Source organism: Alteromonas sp. ABE4_545 (genome assembly GCF_056161325.1).
In genome coordinates this window covers 1-15,345 of the sequence record NZ_JBSWYY010000029.1, presented here as the reverse complement: position 1 = coordinate 15,345, position 15,345 = coordinate 1, and the positions used below count along the sequence as shown (strand labels likewise).

19 protein-coding genes and 5 tRNA genes are annotated in these 15,345 nt (G+C 44.1%); 14 read left to right on the top strand and 10 right to left on the bottom strand.

What is annotated here, in order from left to right; translation table 11 throughout:
* Position 1: 1 nt before the first annotated feature.
* The 4 genes from lolA to serS are packed head-to-tail and all read left to right on the top strand — an operon-like array spanning position 2 to position 3,696.
* Positions 2-691 (top strand): outer membrane lipoprotein periplasmic chaperone LolA, encoded by a 690-nt coding sequence (gene lolA / locus ACXAH6_RS17660; protein WP_474878972.1) that lies wholly within the window; start codon positions 2-4, stop codon positions 689-691.
* Positions 688-2,004, top strand: coding sequence for a replication-associated recombination protein A (locus tag ACXAH6_RS17655; RefSeq protein WP_474878970.1), 1,317 nt, complete (start codon positions 688-690; stop codon positions 2,002-2,004). Before lolA ends, ACXAH6_RS17655 begins: the two co-directional genes overlap by 4 nt.
* A 2-nt stretch (positions 2,005-2,006) precedes the next feature.
* Positions 2,007-2,390: a fluoride efflux transporter CrcB gene (gene crcB, locus ACXAH6_RS17650; protein ID WP_474878969.1), complete on the top strand. Its 384-nt coding sequence runs from the start codon at positions 2,007-2,009 to the stop codon at positions 2,388-2,390.
* A gap of 10 nt (positions 2,391-2,400) precedes the next feature.
* Positions 2,401-3,696 (top strand): serine--tRNA ligase, encoded by a 1,296-nt coding sequence (serS, locus tag ACXAH6_RS17645; RefSeq protein WP_474878968.1) that lies wholly within the window; start codon positions 2,401-2,403, stop codon positions 3,694-3,696.
* A 59-nt stretch (positions 3,697-3,755) separates the two neighbouring features.
* Here serS and ACXAH6_RS17640 read toward each other — a convergent pair whose 3' ends face one another.
* The 5 genes from ACXAH6_RS17640 to ACXAH6_RS17620 are packed head-to-tail and all read right to left on the bottom strand — an operon-like array spanning position 3,756 to position 5,818.
* Positions 3,756-4,100 carry a TusE/DsrC/DsvC family sulfur relay protein gene (locus tag ACXAH6_RS17640; protein WP_474878966.1) on the bottom strand — a complete coding sequence of 115 codons (345 nt, stop codon included), beginning with the start codon at positions 4,098-4,100 and terminating at the stop codon, positions 3,756-3,758.
* Between the two features lies 1 nt (position 4,101).
* A complete protein-coding gene (locus tag ACXAH6_RS17635) occupies positions 4,102-4,362 on the bottom strand; it encodes a hypothetical protein (RefSeq protein ID WP_474878964.1) in 261 nt (86 codons plus the stop codon).
* The gene (locus ACXAH6_RS17630; protein WP_474878962.1) at positions 4,362-4,718 is read right to left on the bottom strand and encodes a DsrE family protein; all 357 of its coding nucleotides are present in this window, start codon (positions 4,716-4,718) and stop codon (positions 4,362-4,364) included. The genes ACXAH6_RS17635 and ACXAH6_RS17630 overlap by 1 nt, the downstream gene beginning before the upstream one ends.
* Positions 4,718-5,095 carry a sulfurtransferase complex subunit TusD gene (gene tusD, locus ACXAH6_RS17625; RefSeq protein ID WP_474878960.1) on the bottom strand — a complete coding sequence of 126 codons (378 nt, stop codon included), beginning with the start codon at positions 5,093-5,095 and terminating at the stop codon, positions 4,718-4,720. Before tusD ends, ACXAH6_RS17630 begins: the two co-directional genes overlap by 1 nt.
* A 57-nt stretch (positions 5,096-5,152) precedes the next feature.
* Entirely contained in the window at positions 5,153-5,818 is a 666-nt protein-coding gene (locus tag ACXAH6_RS17620; RefSeq protein WP_474878959.1) for a Bax inhibitor-1/YccA family protein, read from the bottom strand.
* 285 nt (positions 5,819-6,103) lie between these two features.
* Between ACXAH6_RS17620 and ACXAH6_RS17615 the strand changes: the two genes are divergently transcribed.
* Both ACXAH6_RS17615 and ACXAH6_RS17610 read left to right on the top strand, forming a co-directional pair.
* Positions 6,104-6,195 (top strand) — tRNA-Ser (locus tag ACXAH6_RS17615).
* 71 nt (positions 6,196-6,266) lie between these two features.
* A tRNA-Ser gene (locus tag ACXAH6_RS17610) sits at positions 6,267-6,358 on the top strand.
* Between the two features lie 55 nt (positions 6,359-6,413).
* Here ACXAH6_RS17610 and ACXAH6_RS17605 read toward each other — a convergent pair.
* From ACXAH6_RS17605 to ACXAH6_RS17585, 5 genes are all read right to left on the bottom strand, one after another.
* A complete protein-coding gene (locus ACXAH6_RS17605; RefSeq protein WP_474878957.1) occupies positions 6,414-6,965 on the bottom strand; it encodes a BON domain-containing protein in 552 nt (183 codons plus the stop codon).
* Positions 6,966-7,151: 186 nt separating this feature from the next.
* Entirely contained in the window at positions 7,152-7,352 is a 201-nt protein-coding gene (locus ACXAH6_RS17600) for a hypothetical protein (RefSeq protein ID WP_474879003.1), read from the bottom strand.
* A gap of 45 nt (positions 7,353-7,397) precedes the next feature.
* Positions 7,398-7,574, bottom strand: coding sequence for a DUF1328 domain-containing protein (locus tag ACXAH6_RS17595; protein ID WP_474878956.1), 177 nt, complete (start codon positions 7,572-7,574; stop codon positions 7,398-7,400).
* Between the two features lie 209 nt (positions 7,575-7,783).
* Positions 7,784-8,572, bottom strand: a complete 789-nt coding sequence (locus ACXAH6_RS17590; protein ID WP_474878954.1) for a sensor histidine kinase — start codon at positions 8,570-8,572, stop codon at positions 7,784-7,786.
* Positions 8,573-8,677: 105 nt separating this feature from the next.
* Entirely contained in the window at positions 8,678-10,021 is a 1,344-nt protein-coding gene (locus tag ACXAH6_RS17585) for a sigma-54 interaction domain-containing protein (protein WP_474878952.1), read from the bottom strand.
* A gap of 433 nt (positions 10,022-10,454) precedes the next feature.
* On the opposite strand from ACXAH6_RS17585, the gene ACXAH6_RS17580 reads away from it, so the two are divergent.
* From ACXAH6_RS17580 to ACXAH6_RS17545, 8 genes are all read left to right on the top strand, one after another.
* Positions 10,455-10,943 (top strand): hypothetical protein, encoded by a 489-nt coding sequence (locus tag ACXAH6_RS17580; protein WP_474878950.1) that lies wholly within the window; start codon positions 10,455-10,457, stop codon positions 10,941-10,943.
* 158 nt (positions 10,944-11,101) lie between these two features.
* Positions 11,102-11,299 carry a hypothetical protein gene (locus ACXAH6_RS17575; protein WP_474878948.1) on the top strand — a complete coding sequence of 66 codons (198 nt, stop codon included), beginning with the start codon at positions 11,102-11,104 and terminating at the stop codon, positions 11,297-11,299.
* A gap of 280 nt (positions 11,300-11,579) precedes the next feature.
* A complete protein-coding gene (gene uvrY / locus ACXAH6_RS17570) occupies positions 11,580-12,215 on the top strand; it encodes a UvrY/SirA/GacA family response regulator transcription factor (RefSeq protein ID WP_474878947.1) in 636 nt (211 codons plus the stop codon).
* 10 nt (positions 12,216-12,225) lie between these two features.
* Positions 12,226-14,043, top strand: a complete 1,818-nt coding sequence (uvrC, locus tag ACXAH6_RS17565) for an excinuclease ABC subunit UvrC (RefSeq protein WP_474878945.1) — start codon at positions 12,226-12,228, stop codon at positions 14,041-14,043.
* A gap of 99 nt (positions 14,044-14,142) precedes the next feature.
* The gene (gene pgsA / locus ACXAH6_RS17560) at positions 14,143-14,712 is read left to right on the top strand and encodes a CDP-diacylglycerol--glycerol-3-phosphate 3-phosphatidyltransferase (RefSeq protein ID WP_474878943.1); all 570 of its coding nucleotides are present in this window, start codon (positions 14,143-14,145) and stop codon (positions 14,710-14,712) included.
* A gap of 183 nt (positions 14,713-14,895) precedes the next feature.
* Positions 14,896-14,971, top strand: a tRNA-Gly gene (locus ACXAH6_RS17555).
* A 4-nt stretch (positions 14,972-14,975) separates the two neighbouring features.
* A tRNA-Cys gene (locus ACXAH6_RS17550) sits at positions 14,976-15,049 on the top strand.
* Between the two features lie 43 nt (positions 15,050-15,092).
* Positions 15,093-15,179, top strand: a tRNA-Leu gene (locus ACXAH6_RS17545).
* Positions 15,180-15,345 lie beyond the last annotated feature (166 nt).

The following is a 15,345-nucleotide window of genomic DNA, read 5'->3' as shown; positions in this document are numbered from 1 at the left end:
TATGATTAAATTTACATGTAAACACGGCTTAATTATCACCGCTTGCAGTGGCTTTTTGTTGTCGGGTTTCGCACAAGCAGATGTGCTACCTAACAGCGTGAATGCGCAAGTTTCTGACGTTAGCAATTCAGCTAGTCATGCGTTGCAAACGGTCTTGTCGGCCATGACACAATACCGCGCGGCTTTTACTCAGAAAGTGACCGATGCTAATGGCGAGTTAGTGGATGAGTCGGAGGGTGAACTCATGATGGCTCGCCCTAATAAACTACGCTGGCATACACAATTTCCCGATGACACCTTGCTCGTCGCCGACGGAAAGGCTGTTTGGCATGTCGATGATTTTGTTGAGCAAGTAACGGTGTTAAACCAAGCAGACGCGGTGCAAAATAACCCCTTTGTGTTGTTAACAACCAGTGACCCGTTAATTTGGTCGCAGTATACAGTCTCGAAAGAACAGAGCGCAGAAGGGCTAGACAAATACATTGTTCGTGCAAATAACGCCGAGGGCTTAATTAAAACACTGACATTGTTTTTTAAAGACGGTGTGTTGTCGGAGCTAGCGATGCTCGATAGTCAAGAGCAGGTTAGCCATATCCTATTTAGCGACATCGCTCTAAATCATGAATTTGCACCCGGTCAGTTTCAGGTTTCTGTGCCTGAGGGTTTTGCGGTAGACGATCAACGTCAATGAGTTTATTTGCTTCAACCGTATCAGCACCACTCGCCGCCCGTATGCGGCCGGTGAAGGTAGATGAATACACAGGTCAAGCGCATTTAATGGACCCCGGCAAGCCGCTGCGGAAAATGATGGAAGCGGGCCATTGTCATTCCATGATTTTGTGGGGGCCACCCGGTACAGGAAAAACCACGTTAGCTGAATTGATTGCCAACTATGCTGATGCCCATGTAATGCGGATTTCTGCCGTTACAGCCGGGGTGAAAGAAATTAGAGCCGCAATCGCTGAAGCAGAACAACAAAGTGCCTATCAGGGGCAACGCACTATTTTATTTGTCGACGAGGTGCACCGGTTTAATAAGAGTCAGCAAGATGCGTTTCTGCCTTATGTGGAAAATGGCACCATCACTTTTATTGGTGCGACCACAGAAAACCCTTCTTTTGAGTTGAACAATGCATTGCTTTCCCGAGCGCGGGTTTATGTACTCAAGCCGTTGGAAGAGAGCGCATTAGTTGGTTTGCTAGCACGTGCGCTATCCGATACCGAAAAAGGCTTAGGCTCACAGCAACTTAAGATTGAAGACGATGCCCAACAAGCTTTGATAGGTTTATGTGGTGGTGATGCCCGCCGCTTACTCACTTACCTCGAATTAGCCAGCGATTTTTGTAGCAATGGGGTTATCTCACTCAGCGATGTCGAGCAAGCTGTGGGTGAGAAAGTGGCGAGCTATGACAAGCAAGGCGATGCGTTTTACGATCTCATTTCAGCCTTTCATAAATCGGTGCGAGGCTCAGATCCTGACGCCGCTTTGTATTGGTTTGCGCGAATTTTAAATGGTGGCGGCGACCCGCTTTATGTGGCAAGGCGACTTTTGGCTATTGCCTCTGAAGATGTGGGTAATGCCGACCCTAGAGCGATGCAGCTTTGTATTAATGCATGGGATGTTTTCCACCGTGTTGGGCCTGCTGAAGGCGAGCGAGCCATTGCGCAAGCAGCCGTGTATTGTGCATTAGCGCCAAAGAGTAACGCGGTATATCGCGCTTTTAGTAAAGCAAAACAAGATGCGGCACACGCACCCGATTACCCTGTGCCTATGCATCTTCGCAATGCACCCACAAAATTAATGGAATCACTGGGTAATGGCGAGGGGTATCGCTATGCCCATGATGAACCGAATGCGTTTGCTGCTGGAGAAGTGTATTTACCGCCTGAATTAGCTGGCACTCGATACTATGAACCTGTCGAGCGAGGGTTAGAAAAGTCATTAAAGGCTAAACGAGATTATTTAGATCAGCTCAACAAAAACAGTACTCAAAAACGGAATTAATTATGTCTCACACGGCCTTATTATATTGCTATATCGCCATTGGCGGCGCTAGCGGCGCTTGTTTGCGTTATTTCTGTACAACCACCATCGATTCTCTGTTTGGAAAAGCGTTGCCCTTTGGTACACTTACGGTCAATGTTGTCGGCTCATTTTGCTTGGCAATGTTGTACGGGTTTATAGAGCGTGGTGATTTAGACAGTTTTCCCTATCGCGGCCTGATAGGCGTGGGATTACTGGGTGCGTTTACAACGTTTTCTACCTTCTCTGTAGAAACCCTTACACTATTAGAAAATGGTTTGTGGCTAAAAGCCCTAGCCAACGTATTACTTAACGTTGGTGTCTGTTTAATGGCAGCATGGCTTGCCGTTCAAATAACGAAAGGATAAATAGAACAACATGTTAGATCCAAAGTGCTTACGCAGCGATATCGAAACCACCGCAGCCCGTTTGGCAACGCGTGGTTTCTCGCTGGATGTGGATGCCTTCAATGCGCTAGAAGAAAAACGCAAAGCGTTGCAGGTAAAAACCCAGGAATTACAAAACGAGCGTAACGTACGAAGTAAGTCCATCGGTAAAGCAAAAGCACAAGGTCAAGATATTGCGCCTTTGCTAGCAGAAGTTAGTGATCTTGGTAATGCGCTAGACGAAGCCAAAGAAGAACTGGCGAAGGTACTTGATGCGATCAACGTGTTTACGCAAGAAATGCCAAACTTGCCGGATGAATCTGTACCTGCGGGTAAAGACGAAGATGACAATGTAGAAGTGGCTCGTTGGGGCGATGTACCAAGCTTCGACTTTGAAGTAAAAGATCATGTTGATATTGCCGAAGGTCTAGACAAAGGCGCTGATTTTGAAATGGCCGCTAAGTTGTCTGGTAGCCGCTTTGTGGTGATGCGCGGTCAAATTGCTAAGCTTCATCGTGCGCTAGCTCAGTTCATGCTAGATGTACACACTAATGAGCACGGTTATACAGAAATGTACGTGCCTTATTTGGTTAACTCTGACAGTTTATACGGTACAGGCCAGTTGCCTAAGTTTGGTGAAGACTTATTCCATACTAAACCTGCAACTGCAGAAGGTCAGGGGATGTCGTTGATCCCAACGGCAGAAGTGCCTTTGACTAACATTGCTCGCGATGAAATTTTTGCCGCAAACCAATTGCCACTAAAAATGACAGCGCACACGCCGTGTTTTCGTAGTGAAGCGGGTTCTTACGGCCGTGACACCCGTGGCTTGATCCGCCAACACCAATTCGACAAAGTTGAAATGGTACAACTAGTGAAACCTGAAGACAGCTTTAACGCGTTAGAAGAGCTTACAGGCCACGCAGAAGTGATTCTACAACGTTTGGGTTTGGCTTATCGCAAAGTGTTGTTATGTACTGGTGATATGGGCTTTGGCTCATGTAAAACATACGACCTTGAAGTGTGGTTGCCGGCACAAGACACTTATCGTGAAATTTCATCTTGTTCTAACATGTTGGATTTCCAAGCTCGTCGTATGCAGGCGCGTTATCGCAACCCTGAAACCAACAAGCCTGAATTACTTCATACCTTGAATGGCTCAGGTTTGGCCGTTGGCCGTACATTAGTGGCGGTGCTGGAAAACTACCAAAATGCAGATGGCAGTGTCACAGTGCCAGAAGTACTAGTGCCGTACATGGGCGGTGTATCGGTGATTAAGCCAGCTTAATACTCAATAGCATACGAAAACGGCGCTTTAAGAGCGCCGTTTTTTTGCTTTGCTGATCGCTATAAACATTTAGCCGGCTTAGGAAGCCCTGCAAGCTTAGTGGCTTGTTTGGCAGGCCCTTTAGGGAATAACCGGTGTAAATAGCGACTGTTGCCTTTCTCAGGCCCAAATTTTGCCGCCATAGCCTTTACTAAGGCGCGTATCGCCGGGCTGGTATCAAATTCGAGATAAAAATTACGTACAAAATGTACCACTTCCCAATGGGCGTCAGTCAAGGTAATGCCTTCGACTTCTGCCAAGGTAGGCACCATTTCTTCGCACCACTCGAGGTGATTCAATAGGTAACCTTGTTTATCTGTGGCAATACTTTTGCCTTGCCAATCAATATGAAAAGAATCTGTCACGTTACAAAGTGATCCAATGTTGATGCTGTTGTTGCAATGATACTAGTTCCGAGTCTGAAATGCAGTGAGCGTTAGCGATTACAAGGCCTCGTCGTTGGCAATCGTTAAACATCGCCTTTGTACTGGCGGACGTTACCTGGCTAATCTGATTAAACTGATAAACGCCATTTCCCTTACATACCACAACATCAGAGGTAGTGAGTTGCGGTAGGGTTAATGATACCGCTGCAGAAGGCTGAGTTTGAGTAATGAGAACAAGCATTAAAATGTCACCGTATGGTCGCATTGACGTAGTTTTGTCATTAATTCAGTATTGCCCACTACTGAGATATCGGCTAAACCAATGTCATCCGTACTGTAGCCTTTTTGTGCCAAGCAGGGCGCAGAAACATAACATTCTTCAATATCGAAGAAGGGCAGTGCGCTCAGACGTTTCAATAAGCTTTTTTCACCATCGGGTACTTGCTGGCCTTTGAGTACCTGCAATATGCCATCGCCAATAAAAAACATTCGCACTTCATGGCCGTAATTGGTTGCGGCTAATGCGAATTCTAGGCCTTCTTCGGCGTCAATAGTGCCATAAGGGGCGTTAGTCATAAGAATGTGTATATCTGCCATTAGAATTGCACCAAGCGTTCACAATCGTGTAATCGAGTAAAAAAGTCTGCAATGCCCACTTGTTCAAACGGCGGCAGCAGTGCGGCTTGTGCTACACCGAGTTTAGCCGCTTCCGCTTCACTGAGTACACCTCTTTTGGCCGCTGCAGTCACGCAAACGAGTAAGGGGATATGATGATTCTGGGCCAGTTCACACCACTGTTTATAAATGGCTGTGGTTTGTAGCGCGCTATTGGCATTGTAAACGCCCGCTTGATAAAAAAACACGTGGTCTATATTCACACCTTGAGCAATGGCTGCGTGCAAAAAAGCTTGGGCTTCGTTAATCCGAGCGTTTTCGTGAGGGGGAGAAGTAATTAAAACTGTGGTTGTTTTCATAATACAAAAACACCCCTAAAAAGGGGTGTTTTCCAATTTAGCCTTATTGCTAGCTTATCAATCGTCGCCGCTGAATGCACCAATTAGGCTTAGCAAAGACACGAACAAGTTGTAGATGTTCAAGTAAAGCGCAACTGTTGCCATAATGTAGTTGGTTTCACCGCCATTTACGATACGGCTTGTATCATAAAGGATAAAACCAGACATTAAGAAAACAATGGCTGAGCTAATCGCTAGGTGAACCGCAGGCACTTGGAAGAATATGTTCGCCACCGCCGCTATCAATACCACGATAATACCGACACTTAAGAAACCGCCCATAAAAGAGAAGTCTTTCTTAGTGGTCAGCACGTAGCCAGAAAGTGCAAAGAACACCAATGCTGTTGCACCTAGTGCTTGAACGATAACACCAGCACCTAAATAGGCAACATACATATTAAGAGTATGACCCAACGAAGCGCCAAGTAAGCCTGTTAACGCAAATACCCAGTAAATACCCGAGCTTGAATTTGCTTTTTTACTAACAACAAACATTGAAATGAAGGCACCGACCCAAAGTAATAAAGACATACCTCGGCCAATTTCTGCGAACATCGCAATACCCGCACAAACAGCACTAAATGCTAATGTCATTGCCAATAGCATATAGGTGTTGCGCAATACTTTATTTGTTTGCAACACAGACGCTTGTGATGCAGACGAGTACATCGAACGTGGTTCCATTGTTTCCTCCAAAAGGATTTAAGTGACTAAATAAATAGTACGCTATTATTTAGTGTAGTTGTATGGCTTTTGGTTCACTTTTTCAATAGTACGTAAAGGAAATATCGTAACCCTTTGTGTCTTGCTCTTTACGCCAGAGTAAGAAAGTGAGTAGGGTTGGTGATAAATTATTCTCGATTAGCCAAATTTTGATCCAATTGTTCAATCATCCAGCAAACGAACATTAATTTTAAATTAAGGCTTTACATCAATAAAAATAACATTATGATACGCATCACTTCCAGCGGAGAGCTGGCAGAGTCCGGTTGAATGCACTTGACTTGAAATCAAGCGAAGGGTCAAACCTTCCGGGGGTTCGAATCCCTCGCTCTCCGCCACTTATTGAGGAAGCGCCTCAAACCGCTTCCGACTTTATTACTTAAGTAGTAAAGAAATAGTTTGAGTTTTTGGAGAGGTGGCAGAGTCCGGCTGAATGCACCTGACTTGAAATCAGACGAAGGGTTAAACCTTCCGGGGGTTCGAATCCCTCCCTCTCCGCCACATAAGAAAACCCCGAACATATGTTCGGGGTTTTTTTATGCCGTTTAAAAAGTGATTAGCTTTCTGCGACTATTTCAATTAAGTCGACAACCTTTTTTACATCACTGGTATTGCGCGCGATCGATAGTGCTAAGTCTTGTTCAGCACTGGAAGCCACCGTACCTTTCAATGTGACAATGCCATTTTCAACATCTACGTCAATGTCGGTGCCTGACACTTCTGATTGCATGAGTAAGCGGGTTTTGACCACGGTTGCCACTTTTGCATCGCTCAATTCATCAGTTAGCGATTTGTCCTTTTTAAGGTCGCTCATGACGGTGAGTTGATTGTCTACGTCTTTCACACCATCTAGGCTCAGTACCAATTCTTCGGCGAGGGCTTTGTTTACCTTATTGTCGACTTTACCCGTTAAGATCACGGTACCGTTTTCGACATCGGTATTAATGTCAAAAGAATTTAAATTGGTGTTCAACAACAATGTTGTTTCTGCTTTACCATCAATCCATGCATCGCGAGCAGAATCTTCCCAAGTGTTACTTTCCCCCGCAAACGCAGTGGTGGCAGTAACAGTTAAACCTAAAGCTAGAGTTAACGCTGAAATTTTCATGTCTAATCTCCTTTTGGGTTTTAAGACATATAGAGCAATGCGATAACAATGCCAACTTTTAAAGTGTTGTTTTTATTGAATAATATATATTTTCTTCTTGTGGGTGAGAAATCAGTGTTGCCTATAAGCAACAAAAAACGGGTGACTTAATAGCCACCCGTTTCAACGTTTCCCAGGGGAGGGGGATTAACAATCGGTATCTTCTGCTTTAACGCCTTCTTTCACGTCTTCACAAGCATCTTCTACTGCATTGCCTGCGTCGGTAACAATTTCATCAATTTCTTCACCAGCTTCTTCGGCTGAGTCGTCGCTACAAGCAGAGAGAGCAACTACCATAAACAAAGTCGTTAAAATTACGCGTAGTGATAGTGATTCTAAAATTTTCATATTAAATATTCCCTTTGAATTAATTGAATTAAAGTAAATGTATAACTACACGCGGGGAGATTTACCGCGCAATGCACCTGCTAATAAAGATATGACAAGTAATGCAATGAAAATAAAGAACAGTATTTTCGCAATACCTGTAGCCGCGCCCGCAATACCACCAAAACCAAAAACAGCGGCGACGATAGCGATAAGTAAAAATGCCAGTGCCCATCTCAACATAACGGAACTCCTTGGATTTATAATGAAAAGTAAACTTCACATTAGATAAAGCGAGCGCCGTGCCAGTTTTTTTATGTTACTGATATTGTTGGTAAAATGGATTTAAATGCGTGTGTGGGGGCGTAGCTGTTCACACACAGGTTGAAAATATTTCTTAGTAACAGGTATAAGTTTCACGGCTTTTGCTTGAGACAAAAGCCTAACAAAACTCATTGGCTCTCTGACAAGTTATACAGCTTAAACGAAACACTAAACCCATTATTGGGAGAGCTTTCAAAATATACCTGACTGGCCAGCATCATGTTCACTAGGTTGTAAACCATACTCAAGCCTAGCCCTGGGTTACCTGCGCCACGCTTGGTTGTATAAAACGGTTCAAATACCTTGGACAGCTCAGCTTCTTCAATTCCGCTGCCGTCATCAGAAAAGGTGAACTCATACCCATCGCCCGCAGGCACGGCTTGTAATGTGATCGTGCACGTAGTTTGGTTTTCGGAGAAGCCATGTACCAATGTGTTCGCAGTTAGGGCGGTAAGAATTTGAATTAACACGCTGGGGTAGGTGAAAATTTCAATGGTGGGTGGGATCACTACTTCAAAGGCTAAACTCTTGTTGCCGGAGTTTTTGCTGTGTGAGTCAATGAAGTCTTGCATTAAGGAGGCTAAATTCACTTTTTCTAACTGGCTAGCTTCATCTGTATGTTTTACCGCTACGCGTTTGAAGCTCGACAATAACTTAGCAGCACGATTCATGTTTTTGAGCATGCTAGAGGTGATTTCTTGCGAGGTATTTAAAAACTCGTGAAACTTTTCGGCATCGAGTTTACCTTGCTGGAAATCGTTATCTAATTCACTCAGTAATTCCATTAATAACGTGCAGTTTGCGATATTAACACCAAGAGGGGTGTTTATTTCATGAGACACACCAGCCACTAAGCCGCCGACAACATCCATTTTTTCGTGTTGTGTGCTTGGGTGTTTAGGATTTTTGGGGTTCATCGTTGGGGTGATCTCTACCGTTTTACTTCTTCGGATAGAGAAAAAGATAGTCTACGCTGGGCAGACTATCCAAAATTCTAGGCATTATTTAGCAAATAAATCGCGTTAGTTTTCGCCACTCTCTTTGAATTTCTCCAGTTTGTTGTACAGCGTTTTTACACTAATACCTAGTTGCTCTGCTGTTTCTGTTTTGTTGCCTTGATTACTGGCTAATGTGGCAGTAATCGCAGTTTTCTCGATTTCTTCCAGTGGTACACCAGCCGGAATGGCCATTGCTTCTGACTCAGCCACTTCTAAACAGTCGTCTAGCACTAAGTGCTCGCTAGTGATCACATCATCGGCAAGAATAAAGGCTCGCTCAATAACGTGCTTTAACTCACGCACGTTACCGGGCCAAGAATGATTAGCAATTTGTGCTAACGCATCTTCGCTAATGTGTTTAGCTAGCCCTTCGTTGGCGTTGCGATAGGCTAAGAAATGCTTTGCTAACCCGATAATGTCTTCGCCTCGTTCGCGCAAGGGCGGAACATTAATGGGGAATTGTGACAATCTAAAGTAGAGATCTTCACGTACAATCTCGTCGGCAATCGCTTGTGCGGGGTCTCGGTTCGTCGCTGCCACAATACGTACATTCGCAATGCGCGTTTTACTGCTACCTACTGGCCTGTATTCACCGGTTTCAAGTACCCGCAGTAATTTAACTTGGTGGTCCAGCGGCATCTCTGTCACTTCATCGAGAAACAGGGTACCGCCTTCGGCTTGCTCAAATACCCCTTTGTGATCCCTGTTGGCACCAGTAAATGCACCTTTAACGTGACCGAATAATTCGCTGTCGACTAACTCCGGAGACAGCGCTCCGCAATTAATAGCAATAAAGGGTTGCTCACTACGCGGGCTAGACAGGTGCAAAGTATTGGCGATGAGTTCTTTACCAGAACCACTTTCGCCTATAATCAATACGCTCGACTCACTTGATGCCACTTTGCGAATCGTTCTATATAGCTTACGCATCGCTTTAGACGACCCGACCAGTAATCCGAATTGGTCTAAATCACTGGTGCGGACTTTTTGTGCATTAATGGTAGGCTGTTGAATATCTTCGAGGATATCTTGCAGTGTTTCGTCAATCGGGACCAAGTCGTAAGGCGTGCGATAGTGGTAAGCTGCGGTTTGTAAAACAAAATTATCTAAATCTGAATTGGGCAACCCTTTACTAAGGAAAATGAATTCGAGATCTGGGCTCAGGGCTTGCAATGTATCAACGTGCTGTCGATTGAAATCGTGCTCTTCAATAATGGCGATGTTGCAATCGGCGTAGGTGAGTTGTTCGTCCCAGCGCTCGTCTTGGTGGCTCTTCACCAATAGGCATTGTTTAACCTTCTCACTATTTAACAAGGCCTTTTCTATAGCAGCATCTACTACGTGTAAAAATAAACGGGGTCTGGACATGTTAAACACTCCACTGTAGTCCATATTATTAAGCGGCTTTTACGCTATTGCACCGCAAGTGCATATCTCACGAAAACCACATACTTTGTTCGAACCCATTAAAATGCATGTAAGGCATGAGGACGAGAGGTTTTTAACATACTGAGTTTTTTCGTTAACAACAACGAATAACTGAGTTAATACGCACAGTTAATAAAGTTAGATCAATGTATTTTTAGTTTAATCTCGCCACTATAAAAACTTCACTGTATCAGCGGTAAATTTTACACGAAAGCCATGCTGGCGATCACTATTTTCATTAACTTTACTATATATAACAACGGGTTAATTTTTGGTATGGGTCTTGATTGTATTATGACGTGGTACATCAGTGAATAAGTACGCAAGTGACAATCGCGAGGTACTTATTGATTTTTATATTTGAGGTGAAACGATGAAAAACAATTATTCTTCTGTCATCTCATCACGTGAAAAACAAGATGAGAAAGCGGTGAGGGGCGTTATCGCATTGGTCACAGCAGGGGAAGCATTTTATCAGCACGCGATTGACAATGTTGAGTCAATGTTGGTTAAGAGAATACTACAAGACTTGCAGTCGGTGCATAAGCAGATTCGTTTGCAATTGATTAAACTCTCTAGCAAACACGACATTGCTCATCAATTTGTGTCTGAAAAATTTAAACAGGCTCAAAACTGGTACACCGAAAGAAATCAGTTAGTCGATCAGGCTGAACAGTCGGAGCTACTTGATATATTGGTTGAAAAAGAGTCTGAGCATTTGAAAATTGTGGTGAATAGTGCGCGTAGCGCGTTTAAACCCGATATTAAAAGAGGATTATCAAATGCCGCGGCCTGTTATCAGGTGGCAGTTGACTATGTAAAAAGCGAATCTTCACAGAATTTCTCTAATCCGCTTGCATAGCAACCCTAGATTATTAGTGAACAGGTTAGATAACCTGTTCTTTTTCTTCGCTTTGGTTCAGTTATTAGTTTGTGCAATGGGTAATAGTATAGAGTCGCTGCGTTGAGATTCATCAACGCTATGCGCATAAACACCATCAATAAAGACAAGGAACTCCCATGATTGAACTAACCCATAACCACTTATCCCGTGACCGCCTATCTGTTAACCATAATGTACAGCAGGTAACTGGTGGTATCGCTGAAAGTCAATTTCCGATTACCGAACACAGAGAGAACGATAACCCAATAAGCTGGCAGCAATGGTTAAGTATTGACGCGCTAAGAACGGTTAACGCGCCTGATATTGCCTTATAGTTAACCGCTTTTTTGATCACGCTCACATAGCAACCAGTTATTCTTAATAATTCGCATTTATTATGGAAATTTTGCATAAGCAAGAGTAATGTAATGCGCCGAGTTGTCGTTGCGACTTAAACAAATAAGTGTTGAAATTAGAAGGATAACAACAGGGGCCATGTGAACCCCGTTAGTCCTATCCGCAGGCACAGGATTGCGTCGGAGTTACCACATTCATTTAGGTAAACCGCCTGAATTGAAGATGTAGTCCATATAATTATTAGAAGTGAGTGTTAGCGTGATCAAAATCTTGTTAGTCGACGATCATGACCTAGTGAGAAATGGTATTCGTCGTATCTTAGAAGATGTCGCCGACTTCTCTGTTATCGCAGAAGCGAAAGATGGCGAAGAGGCGGTACGTTTTTGTCGAAAGCAATCGCCAGATGTTGTATTGCTCGACGTAAATATGCCCGGGATGGGCGGTATTGAGGCTATTCGCCAAATTTTACGTATTGATGAAGGTATTCGCATAATCTGTTTGTCGATGCAAAAAGACGAGCCGATACCATCACAAGTAATGCAATTGGGTGCGTTTGGTTTTATTACCAAAGACGCCGAGCCAAACGAAGTGATCAATGCCATTCACAAAGTGGCCTCGGGTCAACGATATCTACCGCAAGAAATTGCGTTAAACATGGCTATGGGCAAGATTAATCCCGAGCAAGAAAACCCCTTTGCAGAGTTGTCCGGCAGAGAATTAGACATTGCTATGCGGATAACCAAAGGTGAACGGGTACCGGATATTGCTTGTAAATTGAATATCTCTGCTAAAACCGTGAACACCTATCGCTATCGGATGTTTGAAAAGTTAGGCGTAACCACAGATGTTGAATTAACGCATTTGGCCATTCGTCACAAACTTATTAATTTATAAAAGCTTTTACATGTCTGACTTTGATGCTCAGCATTTTTTAAAACACCTCACAGCATCTCCCGGCGTTTACCGAATGTATAACGACGCCGAGGAGGTAATTTATGTGGGTAAAGCCAAAAACCTCAAAAAGCGCGTGTCGAGTTATTTTCGTGGCAATTTAGACAATAACAAAACTCGCGCGTTAGTGGCTCAAATTGCCAATATCGACGTTACTGTTGTAAACAGTGAAACCGAAGCTTTCCTACTTGAAAACAACTTTATCAAGAAATACCGGCCTCGTTACAATGTATTGCTACGTGACGATAAGTCGTACCCGTTTATCTTTTTATCTGATCACGAACACCCGAGACTGAGTTTTCATCGCGGGCCAAAAAAGAAAAAAGGCGAGTATTTCGGGCCGTATCCTAGTGCATGGGCGGTACGTGAAAGCCTGCGTTCGATGCAAAAAATCTTTCCGGTGCGTCAGTGTGAAGACAGCTATTATCGCGCCCGTTCACGCCCTTGTTTGCAATACCAGATGAAGCGCTGTTCTGCACCTTGCGTAAAAGGGTATGTGAGTGATGAGGAATATCAAGAACAAGTTGATTTAGCGCGTTTGTTTTTAAAAGGGAAAAACCAACAAGTCATCGACTCTTTGGTGAATAAAATGGAACAGGCGAGTAGTGAGCTTAACTTCGAAGCTGCGGCAAATTATCGCGACCAAATTGGCACCTTAAGAAAAGTGCAGGAACAACAATGGGTATCGGGCAACCAAGATGAAATGGATATTTTCGGTTTTGCCATGAAAGGCAACATGGCCTGTATTCAGGTTATGTTTATCCGCGATACTCAGTTATTGGGCAGTAAAGCGTATTTTCCAAAAGTGCCCAGCACGGCTACAGAATCAGAAGTGTTTGAGTCTTTCTTTTTGCAATTTTATTTGGCGGGTAATAAAACGATCCCCAAGCAAGTTGTATTGCAGCAAACTCTGAGCGACGATGAGGCGATAGCCGAGCTATTATCGAGAGAAGCCGAGTATAAAGTCAGGTTGTATCGCGGCGCACGGGACGAGAAACGTCGTTACCTCCAATTAGCGCAAAATAATGCAGATAACGCCTTAGCCTCGCAATTTGTGCAACAAAAATCGGTACATGCTCGCTATCTATCATTAGAAGCTGCGTTAGAACTCGATATTCCCATTCAGCGTATGGAATGTTTTGATATTAGCCATACGTCGGGCCAACAGACCGTAGCGTCTTGTGTGGTGTTTAATCGAGAAGGGCCGATGAAATCAGATTACCGTCGCTACAACATTGAGGGCATTACGCCTGGAGATGATTATGCAGCGATGGCGCAAGCGCTCAAACGACGTTACAAGCCGACACAAGACGAAGACAAAATCCCTGATATTTTGTTTATCGACGGTGGTAAAGGGCAGTTAACCCAAGCAGAGACATTTTTTGAAGACTGGACTGCGGATAAAAAACCTTTGTTAGTTGGTGTTGCAAAAGGCACAACGCGTAAACCGGGGTTAGAAACCCTGATACTCGCCGATACACGCGAAATCATTCCTATGGAAAGCGATTCGCCGGGTTTGCACCTTATTCAGCACATTCGCGACGAATCTCACCGGTTTGCAATTGCAGGGCATCGAAATCGACGCCAAAAAGTAAAAACCACTTCAACGTTAGAGTCTATACCCGGTATCGGTGCCAAGCGTCGCCAGGCATTATTAAAGTATATGGGCGGGCTTCAAGGGCTGAAAAAAGCCAGTCGTGATGAAATTGCCAATGTACCAGGTATCAGTAGTGAATTAGCGGAAGTGATTTACGATCATCTGCATAGTTAACGATTTTATTTCCGATAAACGAAACCAAAAGTAGTCAGCCTCGGCCTCAAGTGGCACAATAGCCTTGTGCGTTAAAACAATAATTTGAGTAGTTTTTCTATGTGGACAATCCCTAACATCATCACCGTCTTCCGTGTATTACTAATACCCGTATTTGTGGTGGTGTATTTTTTAGATTGGAAATGGGCGCACCAAGCTGCAGCCTTTATTTTTTGGCTAGCGGCTATAACCGATTGGTTTGACGGCTATTTAGCGCGTAAGCTAAAGCAATCTACACCATTTGGGGCGTTCCTCGACCCTGTGGCCGATAAGCTAATAGTAGCAACGGCTTTGTTAATGATTACACATACCTATGCAACCGCGTGGGTGACGATCCCCGCGATTTTACTTTTGGTTCGAGAAATTTACGTGTCGGCTTTGCGTGAGTGGATGGGGCAGAGAGGGGTGAGTGAAACCGTAAAAGTGTCTTTTATTGGAAAATCGAAGACCACAGCACAAATGTTAGCCCTCATCGGTTTGTTGTCAGAACTTGAAGTATTTATGGGCATTACGATTTATTGGGTCACATTAGGTTATATTTTATTGTATATCGCTTCGGTTTTATCTGTTTGGTCGATGGTGCAATATACCTTAGCGGCCTGGCCTCATCTTTCGGGGAAAGCTAAATAGCTGAGAATTGGCTAAATTTAGCGCGGCAGATTTGTGAAAACGATCGAAAATCAAGCAAACAAACCCAGATTGATTAATTTAGCTGCAAACGCGCTTTTTTATAGTTGACACCCTTGATAGGGCATGTAAAATTCGCAGCACGTTTGAGGGGCAACGCAAGAAAACAAACTCAAACAGTAAGGCGCGGGAATAGCTCAGCTGGTAGAGCACAACCTTGCCAAGGTTGGGGTCGCGAGTTCGAATCTCGTTTCCCGCTCCAAATTGGCGGAATGGCAGAATGGCTATGCAGCGGATTGCAAATCCGTGGATCTCGGTTCGACTCCGGGTTCCGCCTCCACTTTAAAGTGGAATCTTCACCTCACAGTTACTGTGATATCCCTGCCCGGGTGGTGAAATTGGTAGACACAAGGGATTTAAAATCCCTCGCTGGTAACAGCGTGCCGGTTCAAGTCCGGCCCCGGGCACCATTTTCTGGCTCTACCCCATAAACGGGGGATCAGCATTCACCTTACACGATTGATAACGGCTCTACCCCATAAACGGGGGATCAGCATTCACCTTACACGATTGATAACACCATCCCATCCACAATGGGTCATCACTCTTATTCGATAATTTTCAAAGTTTCTAAAA

Coding starts and splice junctions, on each gene's coding strand:
- ACXAH6_RS17630 (WP_474878962.1), bottom strand. CDS start 4,718: ATGGCAGATATACACATTCTTATGACTAACGCCCCTTATGGCACTATT.
- tusD (WP_474878960.1), bottom strand. CDS start 5,095: ATGAAAACAACCACAGTTTTAATTACTTCTCCCCCTCACGAAAACGCT.
- ACXAH6_RS17605 (WP_474878957.1), bottom strand. CDS start 6,965: ATGAAAATTTCAGCGTTAACTCTAGCTTTAGGTTTAACTGTTACTGCC.
- pgsA (WP_474878943.1), top strand. CDS start 14,143: ATGTGGACAATCCCTAACATCATCACCGTCTTCCGTGTATTACTAATA.
- ACXAH6_RS17655 (WP_474878970.1), top strand. CDS start 688: ATGAGTTTATTTGCTTCAACCGTATCAGCACCACTCGCCGCCCGTATG.
- crcB (WP_474878969.1), top strand. CDS start 2,007: ATGTCTCACACGGCCTTATTATATTGCTATATCGCCATTGGCGGCGCT.
- ACXAH6_RS17585 (WP_474878952.1), bottom strand. CDS start 10,021: ATGTCCAGACCCCGTTTATTTTTACACGTAGTAGATGCTGCTATAGAA.
- uvrC (WP_474878945.1), top strand. CDS start 12,226: ATGTCTGACTTTGATGCTCAGCATTTTTTAAAACACCTCACAGCATCT.
- ACXAH6_RS17580 (WP_474878950.1), top strand. CDS start 10,455: ATGAAAAACAATTATTCTTCTGTCATCTCATCACGTGAAAAACAAGAT.
- ACXAH6_RS17590 (WP_474878954.1), bottom strand. CDS start 8,572: ATGAACCCCAAAAATCCTAAACACCCAAGCACACAACACGAAAAAATG.
- ACXAH6_RS17620 (WP_474878959.1), bottom strand. CDS start 5,818: ATGGAACCACGTTCGATGTACTCGTCTGCATCACAAGCGTCTGTGTTG.
- ACXAH6_RS17575 (WP_474878948.1), top strand. CDS start 11,102: ATGATTGAACTAACCCATAACCACTTATCCCGTGACCGCCTATCTGTT.
- serS (WP_474878968.1), top strand. CDS start 2,401: ATGTTAGATCCAAAGTGCTTACGCAGCGATATCGAAACCACCGCAGCC.
- ACXAH6_RS17635 (WP_474878964.1), bottom strand. CDS start 4,362: ATGCTTGTTCTCATTACTCAAACTCAGCCTTCTGCAGCGGTATCATTA.
- lolA (WP_474878972.1), top strand. CDS start 2: ATGATTAAATTTACATGTAAACACGGCTTAATTATCACCGCTTGCAGT.
- ACXAH6_RS17595 (WP_474878956.1), bottom strand. CDS start 7,574: ATGTTGAGATGGGCACTGGCATTTTTACTTATCGCTATCGTCGCCGCT.
- ACXAH6_RS17600 (WP_474879003.1), bottom strand. CDS start 7,352: ATGAAAATTTTAGAATCACTATCACTACGCGTAATTTTAACGACTTTG.